Source organism: Gilliamella sp. X-23 (genome assembly GCF_057063545.1).
On the sequence record NZ_JBXSQG010000003.1, the window covers coordinates 107,839 to 125,965 of the forward strand.

Below are 18,127 nucleotides of genomic sequence, written 5' to 3' on the forward strand. Positions count from 1 at the left end.
AATAAATCTATCTAGCCCTAGCCATATATTCTTGCAAGCCCTTATCGCGCAGCAAACAGCTAGGACACTTGCCACATCCCCCTTCAACCCCGTAATAACAGGTGTGGGTATGTTGTTGGACATAATCAAGATAGCCCAGTTTATCGGCTATTTCCCATGTTTGTGCTTTGGTCAAATACATCAGTGGTGTAATAAGATTAAACGCATAATCCATGGCTAAATTCATCGATACATTCATTGATTTAATAAAGATATCACGACAATCTGGATAACCACTAAAGTCGGTTTCACAAACTCCAATAATAATGTCAGAAATGCCCTGCTGCTTGGCATGGCATCCAGCTAATAGTAAAAAGAGCATATTACGCCCATCCACAAAGGTATTAGGATAATCGCCATCTTGAGCTGCTTTAATTTCTTGTGAGTCGTCGATGAGCGCATTATTCGTGGTTTGTTTGATAACTGATGTATCAATGACAGTTTGCTTTATACCTAAATCTTTAGCGATCCATTTGGCTTTTTCAAGCTCAATGGCATGACGTTGACCATAATGAAAGCTGATTGCCTGAACATTTTCACGTCCATAATCGGCAATGGCTTGCAGTAAGCAGGTAGTTGAATCTTGCCCGCCAGAAAATATAACGAGTGCTTTACGAGTTTGCATTAACGGTTCCTGTTTGGATGGATTATAAATTAGCGATTATCCACTTTTTCTGGATACATATCGTGATTAGCTAATCGATTTGCCGCAACTTGTTGCCAATGGGTACCTGATTTGCCATAGTTGGCATAAGGATCAATCGAAATACCACCGCGTGGTGTAAATTTGCCCCAAACTTCAATATATTTAGGATCCATTAATTTAATTAGATCTTTCATGATGATATTAATACAATCTTCGTGATAATCACCATGATTACGAAAGCTAAATAAATAAAGCTTTAGCGATTTACTTTCAACCATTTTGATATTGGGTATGTACGAAATATAAATCGTTGCAAAATCAGGCTGACCAGTGATAGGGCAAAGGCTAGTAAACTCTGGGCAATTAAATTTAACAAAATAGTCGTTATTCGGATGTTTATTATCGAACGTTTCGAGTATTTCAGGACAATAGGTTGTAGGATAGCGAACAGACTGATCGCCTAGTAGTGTAATTTTATTCATGATGTTTCCTTAGTTTTTTAGCGTGGGAGGTTTACGAACCACGTAACAAGCCGCACACCATACTCTTTTTAAATATAAAAGTCTAGTGTGACAAAGAATACAAAATATCAAACTAACCTCATCAACAGTAACTATTGATGGGGTTAATGATAAAAACATAGTGGAAAGGCAATCGACGCGGGTGAATAATCTACTTGTTACCGCTTATCTTAATTTTAATTCTTGATAAAATTTAGCTAATTCAGTTTTTGCTTCATTGAGTTCTTGTTCGGCCTCGGATAATTTTGCTTGTTGTTTGGCAATTTTGTGTTCATCACCTTTTGTTTTTGCCTGATTTAATTCTTGGGTTCTTTTGACAACTTTATCTGTCTTTTCTTGAATTTTTTTATTATATTTTTCTTCTAACTTATCATTTGAACAATAATTATTGACATCATGTAATGCCTTTTCAAGCCCTTGAACTTGATGAGAGTTATTATTTTTTTTAGCATAATCAATCTGTGATTCAATATTTTGTTTTTTGCTTTCACACGTTAATCCTTCAGAATGTTCTGAAGCATAAGCGCCAAGCGAAAATAAACCCACAAAAGTAATAATGGTTACTTTAGTTATTACTTGAATTACTGACTTCATATCAATCCCCCCTTTACCTTATTTTCTTAACTGAACCAAATCCACTTTATGATCTTTACCTTTAGTCAGGATTAAACTCGCCCTTTCTCTTGTAGGTAAGATGTTTTCAACCAAATTTAATTCATTAATTTCATGCCAAAGGCGATTAGCAATGTTGACGGCCTCTTGTTCTGGCAGTTTTGAGTAGTGGTTAAAGTAAGAGTTGGGATCACTAAATGCACCAGCTCTAAATTTTAAAAAGCGGTTCACATACCAATCATGTAATAACGAAACCTCGGCATCAACATAAATGGAAAAATCGACATAATCAGAAACAAAAACACGGTTATTTGCTTGCGGATAATTCAAGGTGCTTTGTAGTACATTTAATCCTTCAAGAATCAAAATATCTGGACTATCAATCACCATTTCTTCACCTTCGACAATATCATAAACCAGATGAGAATACACCGGTGCTTTAACGTTAGCTTGTCCTGACTTTATATCCGCAACAAAATTGATCAGTTTTTTAATATCATATGATTGTGGAAAGCCTTTTTTGTTCATTATTCCACGTTCTTCAAGGCATTTATTGGGGTATAAAAATCCATCGGTTGTCACTAAAGCTACTTTACGATGCTCTGGCCAACGCGTTAACAATGCCTGCAATACCCTTGCTGTTGTGCTTTTGCCTACTGCAACGCTACCGGCAATACCGATAATATAAGGGATTTTGTGACTTTTGCCTAAAAACTTAGAAAGTACCGCCTGCCGGCTAAAGCTATTACTAATATAATAATTAAGTAACCTTGATAAAGGTAAATAGATGTCACTGACTTCATCCATCGATAAGTCTTCATTAATGCCTTGTAAAGAAGTTAACTCGTCAGGGGTTAACGTCATCGGTACAGCATTACGCAAACTTGCCCATTCTTGACGGTTAAATTGCATATAAGGGCTCAAATGATTTTTCATTTTATTTTGTTCTCTAATTCGATCTGACAAATTTATTGGGCTCAGATTATACATAAATCTCTTTTTTTACAATCTTAAATTAGCATGGCTGCTTCATCATAGCTATATTTAAGACTTACTGATAAAATACGCTGGTTAAATGATTAACCCTAATATTAAACAGAGATTGTATGTTAAAGAATAAATCGAAACAAAAAACTAAAAAAAGCCGTCAAGAGATTAATGAAGAGTCTCGTGAGCTAAAGCGCAAACGTAAGCACAAAGGCTTACCAAGTGGCTCTCGCTTTAATAATCAAGATAATAACAAAAATAAAAATTCGACAAGCAAAAGCAAAGATCCACGCATTGGCAGTAAAAAACCGATTTCATTAGTTGTTGAAAGTGCTAGCAATGCAATAAAACCCGTTAAACAACCAAAACCGGCTAAAACAGTTTTATCGCCACAACAAGAATTAGAACAATTAGAAAACGATCCAAAATTAGATATGTTACTGGATCTAGTCGAGCAAAATGCCAAACTCACTAAAGATCAACAAACTTATCTTGATAGCAAATTAAATCGTATTGATGAGTTGATGCAAGAGCTGGGTTATACTGATGATGATTTCGAAGATGAAGACGAAAAGAAAGAAGATATCGTTAGTTTATTAAAACGAAACTCATAAGAGACAACTGTCATTAGTACTTATGAGTATCTTCTCAATGCAAGCAGAAATACGATCCTAATCATTTAATTTCTGCTCATAATTTAAAATTAAAAACTATTATTTTTTATAAAATCTATTAATAACTTAAAAAGCGAGCGAATCATAATGCCAATATTAATTATGTTAAGTTTATATTTTGGGTTATTAATCTGCACATTGTTATATTTAAATAAAACTAATCGAATTAAAATTAAAACAAAAATCAGAAACCAACAAAAACAACCATTAAAAATTCACAAAAATAACAACATTAAACACAGCCCTAAACGGAAGCAAAAGCATGACTGATATGCAATTATGGGATCAGGCGTTAATTGAAAAATATAACTATTCTGGTCCAAGATATACCTCTTACCCTACTGCACTTGAATTTAATGAAAATTTTAATGAGCAAGATTTTTTATCGGCAGCAGCACGTTACACAACAAAGCCATTATCGCTTTATGTGCATATTCCGTTTTGCCATAAGCTTTGTTATTTTTGCGGTTGTAATAAACTCATTACTCGCCAAACGCAAAAAGTCACCAAATACTTAGATATTTTAGATATTGAAATTGCCAAGCGTGCCAAATTGTTTAACAATCGAACAGTAACCCAAATGCACTGGGGTGGCGGTACGCCGACTTTTTTAACTGATGATGAAATCACTCGACTAATAACTTCGCTAAAAAAGCATTTCAATTTTGCCGATAACGCTGAACTTTCGATCGAAATCGATCCGCGAGAAATTACCCCACAAACTATTGATCATTTAGCTCACGTTGGATTTAATCGTTTAAGCATGGGAATTCAAGATTTTAATCATGAAATTCAAAATCTAATTAATCGCGAGCAAGATGAAACATTAATACGTTCTCTTATTAATCAAGCTCGCAAAAATAATTTTGACTCAATTAGTTTAGATCTCATTTATGGCTTACCGAAACAAACAGTTACTAGTTTTACCGAAACGCTCAACAAAGTGATTGATATCTCGCCCGATCGTTTAAGTGTATTTAATTACGCCCACTTGCCGAGCCGTTTTGCAGCACAACGTAAAATTAAAGATGCTGATTTACCTAATGCTAATCAAAAATTACAGATTTTATACACAAGTATTCAAAAACTAACCGAAGCGGGATATCAATTTATCGGCATGGATCATTTTGCCAAACCTACTGATGAATTAGCGATTGCTCAACAAGAAAATCAGCTACACCGTAATTTTCAGGGTTACACAACGCAAGGAGATGCGGATTTACTTGGGCTGGGTGTGTCAGCCATTAGTATGTTAGGTGATAGTTATGCGCAAAACCAAAAAGATCTTAGAGCTTATCAAAGTCAAGTTGAACAAAAAGGTCATGGGTTATGGAAAGGATTTAATTTAAATCAAGATGATATCATTCGTCGAGATGTAATCAAGCAGCTTATTTGCCACTTTTATTTAGATAAAAAAGCAATAGAAGAACAATTTCATATCCAGTTCGATAACTATTTTGCTGAAGACTTAAAATTACTCGCCCCATTGCAACAAGATGGATTAGTCACAGTAAATGACAAGATAATTAAAGTTCAACCTAAAGGGCATTTATTGATACGCAATATTTGCATGTGCTTTGATATTTATATGCGAAAAATGGCAAGGCAGCAACAGTTTTCCAGAGTTATTTAATTTGATATCGTTTTTCAAATTACTGAAACAACGCGAGTGATTCCTATAAAATAAATATTATGATAAGATTTTGTCCAAATTAATAAAAGAAAGTAATAACTTGTTAATTTATTGTGTTATTAAAGGTTAGCCTTTAATAACACAATTTTATTCTTTAAACATGAAATTTTATTTTTAATAAGGAGTATATTTATAAAATGGGATTGACGAATAAATTAGTGGAAGTATTTCCAACTCGCCCTTTAAAAGTTATGAAACTAAAGCAAGAAGGCTCATTCCATCAAATAAGAAGAATAAGTGCAGCAATAATTTTATTTGTGTTAGCTGTGTTTATAGGCATAAGAAATTATCCTGGATTAATTGATGATTATAAAATATCACGGAATCCAGTTGTGGTTAACTATGACGTAGAAGGAACATGTCGTGCAAAACGTTCGGTTGATAACTGTTCAGTGAAAATTACCACTGATACAGGACAAGTTATTGAGCGTGATTATACTTTCATTGGAGGGAAAAAAGGAAATTATCAAGTTGTAACTATAGCTTCGGCCGATGATCCATCTCTAGTAACAATCGATTTAGCTATTGAGAATATGCGAACTGTATTTGTGGCTACTACTGGTCTTATTCTTTTGTTGTTGTTGGTTACATGGATGAGTTTAGGATGTTTCTTAAGAACACATAAAATGACAAAAGTTATCAAGGAAATTAACGGGCAAAAATTAACACCTGTTATTGTGCCAGTTAAATTAGTTTCTTATGGTAAAACAGTAACAGCTTTATATCGTGCAAACAATGCACAAGGAATAAATGCTAAATATGCAGCCAATTTTAATAAAGACTCAAACGGTGGACCAATCATTATAGGTGATAGGATTAGAAATAAATGTAATGTGTTGGCCGTAGTCGGAGAAAGCAACTCTGTTCCTATTCTTCTTGATCAAGAATTTACGCGCTGTGATTTTACCTATAATGAAATGCAGGCATTAAAAGAAGCTCTCTCTTAATCCAGATATGATATCAAGAATAGTGAAATCAGTTTAAGTTTAAATATTTAAATTTTATACATAGGGCGATAACATCGCCCTATTTTTTTAAACAAAATAAACAAACTGCACTTATTAATGGCTTGCTAGATAAACCTTAAATTTTGTCGTTTGGGCAATCACTTCAACGCTTTTGAATGTTTCATCTAAAATGGTTTGATACGGTAAAAATGAATTTGCCACAATGCACAAATAGCCATTTAATTTTAGGTGTTTTTTCGCTTCTTTGATTAACGTATTAACGGCCGTGTAATCAGTCTGTTTACCGTCATGAAAAGGTGGATTCGAAACAATAAGATGATATTTATCATTTAGATTTGAAAAAACGTCACTCGCTACAACTGTGGCATTAACATGATTACGGTTTAACGTGGCTTTACTTGATTCAATTGCTGCACTGCTTACATCAGATAACGTTAATGTAATATCAGGATATAATTTACCTAGCACCGTGGATAAGATGCCTGAACCACACCCCACATCTAATACATTACCTTTAATAATATCAGTACGATCCATCAATGCATTTAAGAGTAATTCACTACCGGTATCTAACCCTTTTTGGCTAAAAACACCGGGTAAACTTTTGATTTCAATATTTTGATTTTCAATAGTTAAATGATAACTTAACCACCACTCATCAAGATCAAAGGCCAAACGGCTATCCGCCTGAAAATGATATAGGCCACAACGCCTTGCACTATCGATTTTTTGAATTGTCCCAAAATCACTCAATAAAGCTTCCACGCTTTTTACACCTGTTCTATTTTCACCAATGATAAAAATATCACTGCCTTTTGGCATATTATGCAATAAATAAGAGAGTTGAAACTGCGCTTCGCTTTTTGTTTTTGGCCAATAGTAAATTAGCGTATCCATACCGGCATAGAGTTCTGCTTCTGGCAATAATGAAAAATAAGTATTCTTGCCACGAGCACTATTTTTTAAACGCAAATAAGTATGAAATTGCGTGCAATGAATCTTAACTTGATTTGCTGACATGATAGCGGGATAACTGTCTTGAATATCACCAACGATGATCACATTTTTATCGTTAAATAATGTTTGATGACGTTCAAGTACTTGACTTGCTGGCGTAAAAGCAGATGTTGCCATATTTCCTCAATGAAAAACCTTTATAAATTGATGCGTTGATTATACAATTAACTATCTTTAATCTCTAATAAAAAACAGTAAGTCAATAATGACACAACAAGATTGGTACCTCAAGCAGTGTAATATAACGCAATATGTTTTGCGCAACACAAATGTCTTTAAAGGCGAAATCGCTACCCATATCAGCGATAATATCCGGCTAATTGTCGTTGCCAAAGAGCAGCCAACCCAAAAAATCTATCTGGATATATTAAATGCGATCCGTCTTACTCAAGATCAGGTGCTAGTATTAACACCATCTCAACTTATTGTATCTGCCAGTGATATTAAAACGGTAATTTGGTTTATCGATATAACGCCTGAAGAATCTTGGCAAAACCCATTAACGATTCAAACCACTAGCTTAGATCAACTTGCAAAAACACCACAACAAAAACGCCTACTTTGGCAACAGTTATGTCAATATGAAAACTATTTCCATCCTAACCGAACATGATTTAGCAAAAGCTTTTGAATTAGAACAAATCTGTCACGCCATTCCTTGGTCAAAACAGACGTTCTTTTCAAACCAAGGTGATTGCTACTTAAATTTTAAAATAGCTATTGATGACCAAATCGTGGGGTTTTGCATCTGCCAACAAGTTGCTGATGAAGCAAATCTATTTAATATTGCCATACACCCCAATTTTAGAAAACAGGGGCTAGCAAAGGCTTTGCTCAACCATTTGATAGACAGGTTAATAACCATAAAATCGCCCTGCCCTATTTCAACGCTTTGGCTTGAAGTCAGACAATCAAATAGCCCTGCAATCAAGTTATATCATGCGCTTGGGTTTAATCAAATAACGGTTAGAAAAAATTATTACCCAACAACCGGCGGTAAACAAGAAGATGCGATTATCATGGCTTATACGTTAGCTTTGTAATTAACCAATCAGGTAAATCAAAAAAGGAAAGCCGATGTCACAAAATAAAGCTTTACTCTTTGTCAATGGTGAGCCGCCATTGTATGACTTTAGCAATTTAGAAAAGTACACCTATATCGCTTGTACAGATGGCGCTTATCATAATTATTTGTCGGCATTATCAATCGAGCCTGATTTTATTATTGGAGATTTAGACAGTTATCATGTTAACAAAACAATTCCGTCTAAAACCAAAATCATTCATACTCCCGACCAAAATAAGACTGATTTTGAAAAGGCTATTTTATTCTTAGCTTGTAAAGGGATAACAGAATTTGATGTTTATGGTGCTTGTGGCCGTGCTAGCGATCACTTTTTGGGCAATATTTCTGTTGCAATGAAATATTATCATCAATATCGAATCACTTTTTACGATAACTATTGCCATTTCTTTTTTGCCAAGTATGATCAAGAAATTACCAATGTAAAAGATCGTATTATTTCACTAATGCCACTTTCTCAAGTGACACAATTGACCATCACGGGCTTTCAATATCCTTTGATTGACCAAACGCTATCGTTAGGTGGACAGGTTAGTTTACGAAATAAAGCGATCAATAATTTAGTTCACATATCTTTTAAGGAGGGACACCTAATGATTTTTATTGAAAATTTACATAATGTTAATTGATATTGACATTAGCCTTTACATTACTTTACAATGATTCACCAAAATAATAAGCATAATTACTGGTCAAAGGATATTCGCCATGCTTTTAAAAAAAATTTCTGTCCTTGTTTGTGCCTCATTTGTTTCCTGTGTGTCTTTTGCACAAATGGATAATGCACAAAACGAAACAGATAACGTAATCGACACATTTTTTCAATGTGACAATCAGTTTTACGAACAGCTTGCCAAACATCAAGAATCAATAAATCAATACGTTGATTTAGCAACCACACCCGATAATGTAACTTATATCCCTGTTGAATCTATTCAAAAAAATGATAAAAACAAAGTTCTATTTAAAAAACCATTGGAGTATCGAGGTCTAAAAATTACTGGCTATCAAAGCATCTATATTCCTACCACTTTATCTGGTCAATATTTGTACTGGGGATTCATTTTTGATAATAAAGAAGACGAAATTAAAAACGCTTTAAATAATATTAACTGGTTGCCATACAACACCAATGTTTATATCGCAAATGCTAAGATTTATGATCTAAACGCAAAAGTAACAGAATGGCAAGATGACCTTTATGCCATTGATGGCGTTGCGCCAAGATTTGGTACCATTAATAAAGCACTTTATTTAGAAGACGTTACCGATAATCAAAGTAGTATTTTCTGTTCTATCCAAGGTGATTTAAAAAAAGAAATCCTTATCGAAGCCCGTCCGGATCTAAAACCAATCATCGAAAAACAAGAAGCTGAACAACAAGAACGCATTAAAGCATATAAAGAGAAGAAGCAAAAAGAAGAAGCAGAAAAAGAAAAGTTACAGCAACAACAATCTCAACCACAAACCAATACGACAGAAACTACTTCAAAAGATGGAGATAATATTTAAATGAAAAAGGCCAGTTTATTCTTAATTCTCTTTTCTTTTGTAACATTTGCTCATGCAGTTGAAGAAAAAAACAACACCGATGCTAAAACAAATACAGCAGCTGAAAGTTTGAAAGATCCAAGAGTAGGTAAGCAATTTATTCCTACTTCCAAATCTAACGAAGATAATATCATTGGTTATTCATTTTTAGATAGGCAATCAATCAAACCGCATCCTTTCAATGAACGAATTCGTGTATTTAGTGAAGTGACTAATTATAGTCCTCAATTAGTACAAAAAAATGATGATGGTACTGAAACACCATATAATTCCATCAAAATTGATTATTATGCCAATTGTGACAAAATGGAGTTAGCAAAAGGTAAACTAAGAACAATCAAAAATAACTTTGGCGATGGCGAATTAGTTAATACCATTGAAATGCCAAACCGCTGGGTAGCGATAACTCAAGACAACGAACAATATAAGTTATTTGTTATTGCTTGTTCTTTACCGCTTGTTAATAAATAATTATTAGATCCACACCCTATTTTACTCTTGCCACCTTGCTGTGGCAGAGTATATCCGTTTATGCTACTATCACTCTATTATTTATTTGAATGATGATACCTTTATGAATATCACACAATTCCATACGCTTGCTGATCAGTTATTTAATAAAATCGAACTGTTTTTGGATGATTATGCAGATGAATATGACATCGATTTAGACTATGAAACCAATGGTAATGTTATTACCGTTAGTTTTCCCAACGGTAGTAAAATCATTGTTAATACTCAAGAACCACTTTTGCAGGTTTGGCTAGCCACACGAAAACAAGGTTATCATTTTGACTATGTTAATGATAATTGGATCTGTAATCGAACTAACGAAACATTTGACCGAATTTTTTCTGAATCAGTAGTAGAGCAAGCCACTCAATAGCATACACAAAAAACGGGAATTAATTTAACCATTAATTCCCGTTTGATCACGTCATGATACAAGCTAACCGAATAAAAGCTACAATAAAGTAAGATTTGCTAATTTAACCACCAGCCATTTAATACCTTCATTGACAAAAGCTATTTGAGCTCGCTTATGATCACCTTCACCATCGATACAAACAATGGTTCCTTCACCAAAACGATTATGTAATACTTTACGACCTAACTTATAACCATCATCAATTTGGCGAGCCTTTTTAGGATAAGCTTTTTTATAGTCACGATATTCGTTTCGATCAGACGATTTAATAGCACCTCGATGGCTGATCTCGTTTAATGCATCCACCGGTAATTCGGATAAAAACCGTGAAGGCAAATTACGCTCTTCACGACCATATAGACGCCTTATCTCTGCTAATGACAGTGTTAGGCGTTTACGTGCTCGAGTGATACCGACATATGCAAGACGTCTTTCTTCTTCCAATTTTTCGGAATCTTGCGCTGAACGCTGATCTGGGAATATGCCGTCTTCTAATCCAACGATAAACACATTATCGAATTCAAGCCCTTTAGCTGAATGCAGTGTCATCAATTGTACGGAATCTTGTTCATTAACTAAATCTCGGCTTTCTAGTGAAGTATAAGCTAAAAAAGACTCTAAAATAGTTAATGGTTTACCTGTTTTACTATCTTCAATAACAGTATTTTCGTTAGAATGATAAAACTGTTCAGCAGCTGAGACCAATTCTTCAAGATTTTCTAACCTTGATTGCCCTTTTATACCGGGTTCTTGCTCATACATCTGCAATATACCCGATAATTTAATAATAAGATCAAGTTGTTTGTAAATTGGTTGTGATTCTATTTTATCAAAAATAAATTCCATCAGTTCTAAAAAGCGACTCAAACTTAAGCATTGTCTTTCGCTCAATTCGTTGGTTTGAATTAGCATTAAACAAGCATCCCACAATGAAATGCCATGCTGCTTGGATACAGATCTAACTCTATCTAGCGTAATACTACCGATACCTCGTGTTGGCGTATTAATTGCTGCTTCAAAAGCCATATCATTATTATGGTCATGCAATAGTCGTAAATAGGCAAGCGCTAATTTAACTTCTTGCCGTTCATAAAAACGAATAGAGCCATAAATTTGGTAAGGTAATCCCGCTTGTAATAATGTATCTTCAAGTATGCGTGATTGTATATTGCTTCGGTACAAAATAGCGCAACTTGAGTAATTGTCACCTTCTTGATGGCGTTTTTTTATTTGATTTGTAACAAACCTTGCTTCATCAACATCATTATAGCCAACATAAAGCAAAATCTGTTCGCCATCGCCACTTTCTGTCCATAAGTTTTTACCCAACCGCTTGGTATTTTGCGCTATCAACTTATTTGCTGCGTCTAAAATATTACTCGTTGAACGATAATTTTGCTCTAATCTAATAATTTCAGTTTCAGGGTAATCATTGATAAATAATTGAAGGTTATCTGCATTGGCACCACGCCAACTATAGATAGATTGGTCATCATCCCCCACAATCATCACATTAGCGGTATTGCCAGTTAGCTTTTGTAACAAGCGATACTGGATCTTATTGGTATCTTGAAATTCATCAATTAAAATATTACAAAAACGATGATGACAATACTTCAATACTTCTTCGTCTCGACAAAGTAGTTCATAAGTTCTTAGAATTAATTCTGAAAAATCAAGGTAACCGAGTTTATCACAAATAACTTGGTAGTCATGATAAATCGTTTGCCACATGACTTGTTTAGGATCTTCAGGAACAATATCATCCGCACGAAGTCCTTTTTCTTTTTGAGCAGAAATAAAAGCAGCACACTGTTTAGCTGACCATTGTTTTTCATCAATCTTTAGTTCACGAAAAATCCGCTTGATAAGCCGAACTTGGTCTTCGGTATCAATCAGTTGAAAATTAGGCGGCAATTTAGCCTGCTCTGAAAACATACGTAATAACCGATGAGTCAACCCATGGAAGGTACCCACCCACATACCATTAAAATAACCTTCACCGACTAATGCTTGAATACGTTCTTGCATTTCTGCCGCGGCTTTATTGGTAAATGTAACGGCAAAAATAGAACCCGGCGAATAATGCTTTTCAAGACAAAGCCAAGCAATACGATGAACTAAAACGCGAGTTTTACCACTTCCTGCACCGGCAAGAACAATGGTGTATTGGTTATCAGTGGTGGCAGCATTTTGTTGTTCTGCATTCAGGTCCTTTAATAATGATTTATTCATTTCCATTATATTCAAACCTATTTTAATAATAAAAAATGCTAACAAGCATTAATATTGAAAATGTTAATATTTTCATCATATCCCGAGATGTTTTTTGTTGACCGTGATCAAATAGAATATAAAGGTAAGAACAAAGCCATCGAGCGCAGCATACCCCCAAAGCTCAACAAAACTTAACTTATCTTTACTTTAGTTTACTATTTGTTTATGCGGATAAAGGTAAAATTATAACAGATTATCTAATTCTGGCAATTGAGTTATTTCGACGTGAGGTATACACCTTGCATCATCAAGCTGTAAAATATCACGCTCATAAATATTAATAAAGCAAGCTAAAAAGCCATTATTGATGGCACCATTAACATCCGTCAATAAATTATCTCCCACATGTAAGATATGGTGTGATGGAATAGATAGTTTGTGACAAGCCAATTCAAAAATCTCAGGAAAGGGTTTGGAACGCCCGTGTTCACCACCACGTAGTGAAAATTGAAAATAATCGCCTAGACCAATTTGGTTAATATCAACATTACCATTAGTGATCACAGCCAAAGAATATTTGGTGGCTAATTTGCTTAATAATGTATGAGTTGACTTTGGGACTTGAATCTTGTGTCGCCAAAAATTGAAACAAGCAATTGATTCATCGATTACATCTGCAAATTTTTGCACTGGTATATTAGTTTTACTTAACAACGATTTGATAGTTTGAATTCGCCAAACAATCACATCGTGATAAATTTCGGGATTAGACACAAGCACGGCGTGCTTTTCAGCAAAATATGCTGATATCGTTAGCGTGCGTAATTGTTCATAACCTTGAAGCGTTTTGACCATTTCTTCTTCTGCTTTTTCAACGATCATGCTGTTATCGTATAACGTATCATCAAGATCGAAAGTTAATGCTTTAATCGTATTAATAGATCGATAAAAGTGCATCGTTATTTTCCTCTTTTTGCTCTTGGATGTGCTGAATCATAAACTTCAGATAGATGTGAGAAATCCAAATGAGTATAAACTTGAGTTGTTGATAAATCAGCGTGACCTAGCAACTCTTGGACTGCACGCAAATCTCGACTTGATTCAAGCATATGTGTGGCAAATGAATGGCGTAGTTTATGAGGATGAACATGACTGCTTAAACCTTGTTTAACGCCCCATTGTGCAAATCTTTTTTCAACATTACGTGGAGAAATTCGTCTGCCTAACTTTGAAATAAACAAGGCGTCGTCTTGCGGAGCAAAACAATTCCGCATTGACAGCCAATGTTTAATCCATTTAATAGATTCTCGACCTAATGGCAGTTTTCGTTCTTTATTGCCCTTACCCATTACGCGAATTTCGCCATCGGTGAGATTTAATTCCCGACAATCAAGACTAACTAATTCAGAAAGACGCAACCCCGACCCATACATGACTTCAAGCATTGCTCTATCACGGACTGAAAGTGGATCGTTATAATTAATATCAAGCAACTGATTAATTTCATCAATATCAATATTTTTAGGCAGATGCTGACCTAATTTTGGATTTAATACTCCTCGAGCTGGGTTAGCGGTAAGAAGCGAATTTTTTACCATCCAATCACAAAAACTACGCAAAGCCGATAGCCTTAATGATAAACTTCTTGCTTGTAATCCTGTTTGCTTACTACGACTAATTAACACTCTTACTGCCGATGAATCTAGATCTTGCCACGTTGAAATTTCAATCTCTTTTGCCAATGAAATAAGTGCATAAAGCTGGCGTCGATAATTGATTTGAGTATTTAAACTGAGTTGTTTTTCTGATTTTAGATAATTTAAAAACTGATCAACAGGTAGAGTTAAGATAGTATGATCAATTTCGTTAGCCTGAACCATGACATTTCCTTATTTTTTTCGCATAATCCATCGGCTAATTAAAATAGGTAAAATTTCACTCGTTTTTTCAAGTAACAATGTACCTTGTCCAGCTTGATAATGTTCTGGATTAGCGCTAGTAAACATTAACAGCCCCAAATCACCAAATTGCCCCAATAAAGATAAAGCCACCGACCCTACATAACCATGTTCAGGTAATAAAAAATCAAGCTCCGTTGAATTTAATGTACCTAAATATTGTTGACTATACTGTAAATGTCTAACACGAATAAAATCAAATTGTGATGAATTTAAAGCTAAGTGATGGTAATTTGACGGTGCACTAAGCAGCCATTTGTCGTCAAAGAGATATAAATAAGCACCGCTAAGCCCTAACGATTTTGCCCATGTATTTAATAATACAATCAATTGATTGAGATCCTGCGCTTTAATCAATTCAATTTGTAAATCCATCAGTTGGCTAAACAACAACTCGTTAGCGCTGGCATGTTCCATCAATAATGAGATTTCGCATTCTAATTGATTAATTTTGTTGCGCTGACGAGCCATATTCCATTCAGGTAACGAAATAATCCCTCTCACAGGATGAGGCACTCGCATACTCTCAACATGCCGTGCATTTCGCATAAAAAAATCAGGATTATCAATAAGATATTGACTTACAACTTCGTCATTTAATTTTACTGATGAAGACTGTTGTCGAGCTTTTTTTGCTCTTAAGTTTCGTGTATTTTTACCAACCATATTAACGTCTACTTTATTATCGTATTATGTTACTACTACTTTTTGGGTTTGATTAATGCGTTGAAAACACAAATAAAAACTTCAATAAAATCAATACCTTTCCTGACCGATTTTTGCTTTATAATTTTTTATCAACAAATGCTAACATTTATTGGTGATGATATTAAAGTTAAGTCGCAATAAAACCATCATACACATGTGTAGCCGGTCCCGTCATATAAAGAGGTTGATTACCACCTTTCCATTCAATGAATAATTTACCTCCAGGCAAATTAACATTAACACTTTGATTTAATAACCCTTGATTGATACCAACTGCAACAGCTGCACAGGCACCTGTACCACAAGCTTGTGTTTCGCCAACTCCGCGTTCAAATACTCGTAAGTTAATATTATTGCGATCAATAATATGCATAAACCCAATATTGGCGCGTTCAGGAAAGCGTTCATGTTGTTCTAATAGTGGGCCAAGCGTTGCAACTTCTGCAGTTACAATATTATCAACTTGAATCACACAGTGAGGATTGCCCATAGATGCAACACCACATAATACGGTCTGTTCTTGTGCGCGAATGATATAAGTTTTTTCTTCTTTAATAGCCTTGAAAGGAATTTTATTGGGTTCAAATATAGGCTCCCCCATATTCACACGTACTGTATCATCGTCATTGATAGTTAAAACAATATTACCTTTCATGGTGCTAACTTTTAATACGCGTTTTCGACTCAGGCCTTTTAAACGAACAAAACGCGCAAAACAACGAGCCCCATTACCACATTGCTCAACCTCAGAACCATCGGAATTAAAGATACGATAATGAAAATCACTCTCTGGCACATAAGGCGGTTCAACAATAAGGAGCTGATCAAATCCAACACCCGTATACCTATCTGCCATACGTTTAATCATTTCTGTCGAAAGATGAACATTTTGCGTCACGGCATCAATAACCATAAAATCATTTCCGAGTCCATGCATTTTTGAAAAGTTCATCGTTAATTTACCTTCTACTGTAACAGGTTATTATTTATTTTCTTTTTTTCTAGTGTTTAGCTTTGAATATTAACCAGCATCCACTTAAATCGGAAATGCGATTATCATTAAGCATTTCGATACAATTTATCAAGATTATAAAACCACTTCACCGCGCCATAAATCTTCGAAAGATTCACGCTCACGGATTAATTTATGTTGTTGTTCATCAATGAGCATCACTTCAGCAGGCCTTGGATGGCTGTTGTAATTCGATGCCATACTAAAGCCATAAGCACCAGCGCTACAAATGACCAACAAATCATCTTGCTTAACCGAAAGCTGGCGCTGATAAGCCAGTACATCGCTTGATTCACATATTGGCCCAACAACATTGTATACAAAAGATTCATCGCCAGCTTGTGGTTGTTTTTCGGGCAATATGTTCATCCAAGCATCGTAAAGTGCTGGACGGATCAAGTCATTCATCCCCGCATCAACAATCGCAAAATGGTTATCATCTTGGTGTTTGGTATATTCTACTTTAGTAATTAACACACCTGAATTGGCAACAATAGATCGTCCGGGCTCAAACAAAATTTCAATATCGGGATAATTAGCTAATTTATTTTTTAACTCAGTCACAAGTTGTGATGCTGTTGGTGGTTGCTCGTTATCATAGCACACGCCTAAACCACCGCCTAAATCGATATGTTCAATAACAATATTATCCGATTGTAGTTTATCCACTAAGGCGAGTATGCGATCGGCAGCATCAAGAAATGGCGATAGTTGAGTTAGCTGTGAACCAATATGACAATCAATACCAACAATATTAATATTAACCAATGATCGTGCCTTTCGGTAAACATCTAACGCTAACTCATAGCTAATCCCAAATTTATTTTCGCGTAGACCTGTTGAGATATAAGGATGTGTTTTAGCGTCTACATCGGGATTGATTCTTAATGAAATCGGTGCTGTTTTATTTAATCGTTTGGCAACTTCATCAATTCGATCCAATTCGGCTTCAGATTCAACATTGAAGCATTTAATGCCAACTTCAAGCGCACGTTCAATTTCAACGATTGATTTAGCAACACCAGAAAAAACGATTTTTTTAGGATCGGCACCCGCTTTTAATACTCGCTCTAACTCACCTTGTGAAACAATATCAAAACCAGCGCCCAGTTTTACCAGTAAACTTAAAACAGCTAAATTACTATTAGCTTTAACCGCATAACAAACCAAATGCTTATTATTGGTCAAAGCCTGTTCATAGGCTAAAAACTGTTTACTTATATGATCGGCCGAATAAACATATAACGGCGTACCATACTGCTTAGCAAGATCAGCTATCGCTATTTGATTGGCAAATAAATGATCATGTTGATAATTTAAAAAATCCATCGCTTTATTCCATTATGCAGTTTTAATCAATATATCAGATTGAATTGGAGCAGTTTTTGTTAGTTTGGTTTGTTGCGTTTGTGCCTTTTCAACTGGCTGATAAAGCGGGCCCTTTAATCCACATCCCACTAATGCCAAAGTAACAAAAAAGATAGAGAGTGATTTTATCGTTGATTTCATACA

At 34.9% G+C, this 18,127-nt stretch carries 21 protein-coding genes and 1 riboswitch; of the genes, 9 read left to right on the plus strand and 12 right to left on the minus strand.

What is annotated here, in order from left to right:
* Positions 1-7: 7 nt before the first annotated feature.
* The 4 genes from queC to coaA all read right to left on the minus strand — a co-directional run bounded on the left by queC (position 8) and on the right by coaA (position 2,754).
* On the minus strand, positions 8-664 hold the full coding sequence (queC, locus tag ACYH9I_RS03175; RefSeq protein WP_483558862.1) for a 7-cyano-7-deazaguanine synthase QueC: 657 nt from the start codon (positions 662-664) through the stop codon (positions 8-10).
* A gap of 29 nt (positions 665-693) precedes the next feature.
* A complete protein-coding gene (queF, locus tag ACYH9I_RS03180; protein ID WP_483558864.1) occupies positions 694-1,167 on the minus strand; it encodes a preQ(1) synthase in 474 nt (157 codons plus the stop codon).
* A gap of 3 nt (positions 1,168-1,170) precedes the next feature.
* A riboswitch (PreQ1 riboswitch) is annotated at positions 1,171-1,215 on the minus strand.
* 156 nt (positions 1,216-1,371) lie between these two features.
* Complete coding sequence (locus ACYH9I_RS03185) at positions 1,372-1,800, minus strand: DUF1090 domain-containing protein (protein WP_483558866.1); 429 nt, start codon at positions 1,798-1,800, stop codon at positions 1,372-1,374.
* A gap of 18 nt (positions 1,801-1,818) precedes the next feature.
* Positions 1,819-2,754, minus strand: coding sequence for a type I pantothenate kinase (gene coaA / locus ACYH9I_RS03190; protein ID WP_483558868.1), 936 nt, complete (start codon positions 2,752-2,754; stop codon positions 1,819-1,821).
* A gap of 170 nt (positions 2,755-2,924) precedes the next feature.
* Here coaA and yihI point away from each other — a divergent pair, with 170 nt between their 5' ends.
* From yihI to ACYH9I_RS03205, 3 genes are all read left to right on the plus strand, one after another.
* The gene (gene yihI / locus ACYH9I_RS03195; RefSeq protein WP_483558869.1) at positions 2,925-3,419 is read left to right on the plus strand and encodes a Der GTPase-activating protein YihI; all 495 of its coding nucleotides are present in this window, start codon (positions 2,925-2,927) and stop codon (positions 3,417-3,419) included.
* A gap of 322 nt (positions 3,420-3,741) precedes the next feature.
* Complete coding sequence (hemN, locus tag ACYH9I_RS03200; RefSeq protein WP_483558871.1) at positions 3,742-5,112, plus strand: oxygen-independent coproporphyrinogen III oxidase; 1,371 nt, start codon at positions 3,742-3,744, stop codon at positions 5,110-5,112.
* Between the two features lie 197 nt (positions 5,113-5,309).
* Complete coding sequence (locus tag ACYH9I_RS03205; RefSeq protein ID WP_483558873.1) at positions 5,310-6,119, plus strand: hypothetical protein; 810 nt, start codon at positions 5,310-5,312, stop codon at positions 6,117-6,119.
* Positions 6,120-6,233: 114 nt separating this feature from the next.
* Here the strand turns inward: ACYH9I_RS03205 and rsmC are convergent, their stop codons facing one another.
* A complete protein-coding gene (rsmC, locus tag ACYH9I_RS03210; protein ID WP_483558874.1) occupies positions 6,234-7,274 on the minus strand; it encodes a 16S rRNA (guanine(1207)-N(2))-methyltransferase RsmC in 1,041 nt (346 codons plus the stop codon).
* 88 nt (positions 7,275-7,362) lie between these two features.
* On the opposite strand from rsmC, the gene ACYH9I_RS03215 reads away from it, so the two are divergent.
* The 6 genes from ACYH9I_RS03215 to cyaY all read left to right on the plus strand — a co-directional run bounded on the left by ACYH9I_RS03215 (position 7,363) and on the right by cyaY (position 10,678).
* Complete coding sequence (locus ACYH9I_RS03215) at positions 7,363-7,770, plus strand: DNA polymerase III subunit psi (protein WP_483558875.1); 408 nt, start codon at positions 7,363-7,365, stop codon at positions 7,768-7,770.
* Positions 7,739-8,200 carry a ribosomal protein S18-alanine N-acetyltransferase gene (gene rimI / locus ACYH9I_RS03220; RefSeq protein WP_483558877.1) on the plus strand — a complete coding sequence of 154 codons (462 nt, stop codon included), beginning with the start codon at positions 7,739-7,741 and terminating at the stop codon, positions 8,198-8,200. Before ACYH9I_RS03215 ends, rimI begins: the two co-directional genes overlap by 32 nt.
* A gap of 34 nt (positions 8,201-8,234) precedes the next feature.
* Positions 8,235-8,870, plus strand: a complete 636-nt coding sequence (locus ACYH9I_RS03225; protein ID WP_483558879.1) for a thiamine diphosphokinase — start codon at positions 8,235-8,237, stop codon at positions 8,868-8,870.
* 79 nt (positions 8,871-8,949) lie between these two features.
* Positions 8,950-9,753 carry a hypothetical protein gene (locus ACYH9I_RS03230; protein ID WP_483558881.1) on the plus strand — a complete coding sequence of 268 codons (804 nt, stop codon included), beginning with the start codon at positions 8,950-8,952 and terminating at the stop codon, positions 9,751-9,753.
* On the plus strand, positions 9,754-10,263 hold the full coding sequence (locus ACYH9I_RS03235) for a surface-adhesin E family protein (RefSeq protein ID WP_483558883.1): 510 nt from the start codon (positions 9,754-9,756) through the stop codon (positions 10,261-10,263).
* 103 nt (positions 10,264-10,366) lie between these two features.
* The gene (gene cyaY / locus ACYH9I_RS03240; protein WP_483558885.1) at positions 10,367-10,678 is read left to right on the plus strand and encodes an iron donor protein CyaY; all 312 of its coding nucleotides are present in this window, start codon (positions 10,367-10,369) and stop codon (positions 10,676-10,678) included.
* Between the two features lie 78 nt (positions 10,679-10,756).
* On the opposite strand, the gene uvrD is transcribed toward cyaY, so the two are convergent.
* From uvrD to lptM, 7 genes are all read right to left on the minus strand, one after another.
* On the minus strand, positions 10,757-12,955 hold the full coding sequence (gene uvrD, locus ACYH9I_RS03245) for a DNA helicase II (protein ID WP_483559007.1): 2,199 nt from the start codon (positions 12,953-12,955) through the stop codon (positions 10,757-10,759).
* A 225-nt stretch (positions 12,956-13,180) separates the two neighbouring features.
* Positions 13,181-13,894, minus strand: a complete 714-nt coding sequence (gene yigB / locus ACYH9I_RS03250) for a 5-amino-6-(5-phospho-D-ribitylamino)uracil phosphatase YigB (protein WP_483558887.1) — start codon at positions 13,892-13,894, stop codon at positions 13,181-13,183.
* Positions 13,895-13,896: 2 nt separating this feature from the next.
* Positions 13,897-14,817 (minus strand): tyrosine recombinase XerC, encoded by a 921-nt coding sequence (xerC, locus tag ACYH9I_RS03255; RefSeq protein ID WP_483558889.1) that lies wholly within the window; start codon positions 14,815-14,817, stop codon positions 13,897-13,899.
* A 9-nt stretch (positions 14,818-14,826) separates the two neighbouring features.
* On the minus strand, positions 14,827-15,561 hold the full coding sequence (locus tag ACYH9I_RS03260; protein WP_483558890.1) for a DUF484 family protein: 735 nt from the start codon (positions 15,559-15,561) through the stop codon (positions 14,827-14,829).
* 169 nt (positions 15,562-15,730) lie between these two features.
* Positions 15,731-16,555, minus strand: a complete 825-nt coding sequence (gene dapF / locus ACYH9I_RS03265) for a diaminopimelate epimerase (RefSeq protein WP_483558892.1) — start codon at positions 16,553-16,555, stop codon at positions 15,731-15,733.
* Between the two features lie 135 nt (positions 16,556-16,690).
* Positions 16,691-17,944, minus strand: coding sequence for a diaminopimelate decarboxylase (gene lysA / locus ACYH9I_RS03270; RefSeq protein WP_483558894.1), 1,254 nt, complete (start codon positions 17,942-17,944; stop codon positions 16,691-16,693).
* A 12-nt stretch (positions 17,945-17,956) separates the two neighbouring features.
* Positions 17,957-18,124: an LPS translocon maturation chaperone LptM gene (gene lptM / locus ACYH9I_RS03275; RefSeq protein WP_483558896.1), complete on the minus strand. Its 168-nt coding sequence runs from the start codon at positions 18,122-18,124 to the stop codon at positions 17,957-17,959.
* Positions 18,125-18,127 lie beyond the last annotated feature (3 nt).

Coding starts and splice junctions, on each gene's coding strand:
- coaA (WP_483558868.1), bottom strand. CDS start 2,754: ATGAAAAATCATTTGAGCCCTTATATGCAATTTAACCGTCAAGAATGG.
- yigB (WP_483558887.1), bottom strand. CDS start 13,894: ATGCACTTTTATCGATCTATTAATACGATTAAAGCATTAACTTTCGAT.
- rsmC (WP_483558874.1), bottom strand. CDS start 7,274: ATGGCAACATCTGCTTTTACGCCAGCAAGTCAAGTACTTGAACGTCAT.
- ACYH9I_RS03235 (WP_483558883.1), top strand. CDS start 9,754: ATGAAAAAGGCCAGTTTATTCTTAATTCTCTTTTCTTTTGTAACATTT.
- ACYH9I_RS03225 (WP_483558879.1), top strand. CDS start 8,235: ATGTCACAAAATAAAGCTTTACTCTTTGTCAATGGTGAGCCGCCATTG.
- hemN (WP_483558871.1), top strand. CDS start 3,742: ATGACTGATATGCAATTATGGGATCAGGCGTTAATTGAAAAATATAAC.
- queC (WP_483558862.1), bottom strand. CDS start 664: ATGCAAACTCGTAAAGCACTCGTTATATTTTCTGGCGGGCAAGATTCA.
- cyaY (WP_483558885.1), top strand. CDS start 10,367: ATGAATATCACACAATTCCATACGCTTGCTGATCAGTTATTTAATAAA.
- lptM (WP_483558896.1), bottom strand. CDS start 18,124: ATGAAATCAACGATAAAATCACTCTCTATCTTTTTTGTTACTTTGGCA.
- ACYH9I_RS03215 (WP_483558875.1), top strand. CDS start 7,363: ATGACACAACAAGATTGGTACCTCAAGCAGTGTAATATAACGCAATAT.
- ACYH9I_RS03260 (WP_483558890.1), bottom strand. CDS start 15,561: ATGGTTGGTAAAAATACACGAAACTTAAGAGCAAAAAAAGCTCGACAA.
- uvrD (WP_483559007.1), bottom strand. CDS start 12,955: ATGAATAAATCATTATTAAAGGACCTGAATGCAGAACAACAAAATGCT.
- xerC (WP_483558889.1), bottom strand. CDS start 14,817: ATGGTTCAGGCTAACGAAATTGATCATACTATCTTAACTCTACCTGTT.
- dapF (WP_483558892.1), bottom strand. CDS start 16,555: ATGAACTTTTCAAAAATGCATGGACTCGGAAATGATTTTATGGTTATT.
- ACYH9I_RS03185 (WP_483558866.1), bottom strand. CDS start 1,800: ATGAAGTCAGTAATTCAAGTAATAACTAAAGTAACCATTATTACTTTT.
- ACYH9I_RS03205 (WP_483558873.1), top strand. CDS start 5,310: ATGGGATTGACGAATAAATTAGTGGAAGTATTTCCAACTCGCCCTTTA.
- yihI (WP_483558869.1), top strand. CDS start 2,925: ATGTTAAAGAATAAATCGAAACAAAAAACTAAAAAAAGCCGTCAAGAG.
- lysA (WP_483558894.1), bottom strand. CDS start 17,944: ATGGATTTTTTAAATTATCAACATGATCATTTATTTGCCAATCAAATA.
- queF (WP_483558864.1), bottom strand. CDS start 1,167: ATGAATAAAATTACACTACTAGGCGATCAGTCTGTTCGCTATCCTACA.
- rimI (WP_483558877.1), top strand. CDS start 7,739: ATGAAAACTATTTCCATCCTAACCGAACATGATTTAGCAAAAGCTTTT.
- ACYH9I_RS03230 (WP_483558881.1), top strand. CDS start 8,950: ATGCTTTTAAAAAAAATTTCTGTCCTTGTTTGTGCCTCATTTGTTTCC.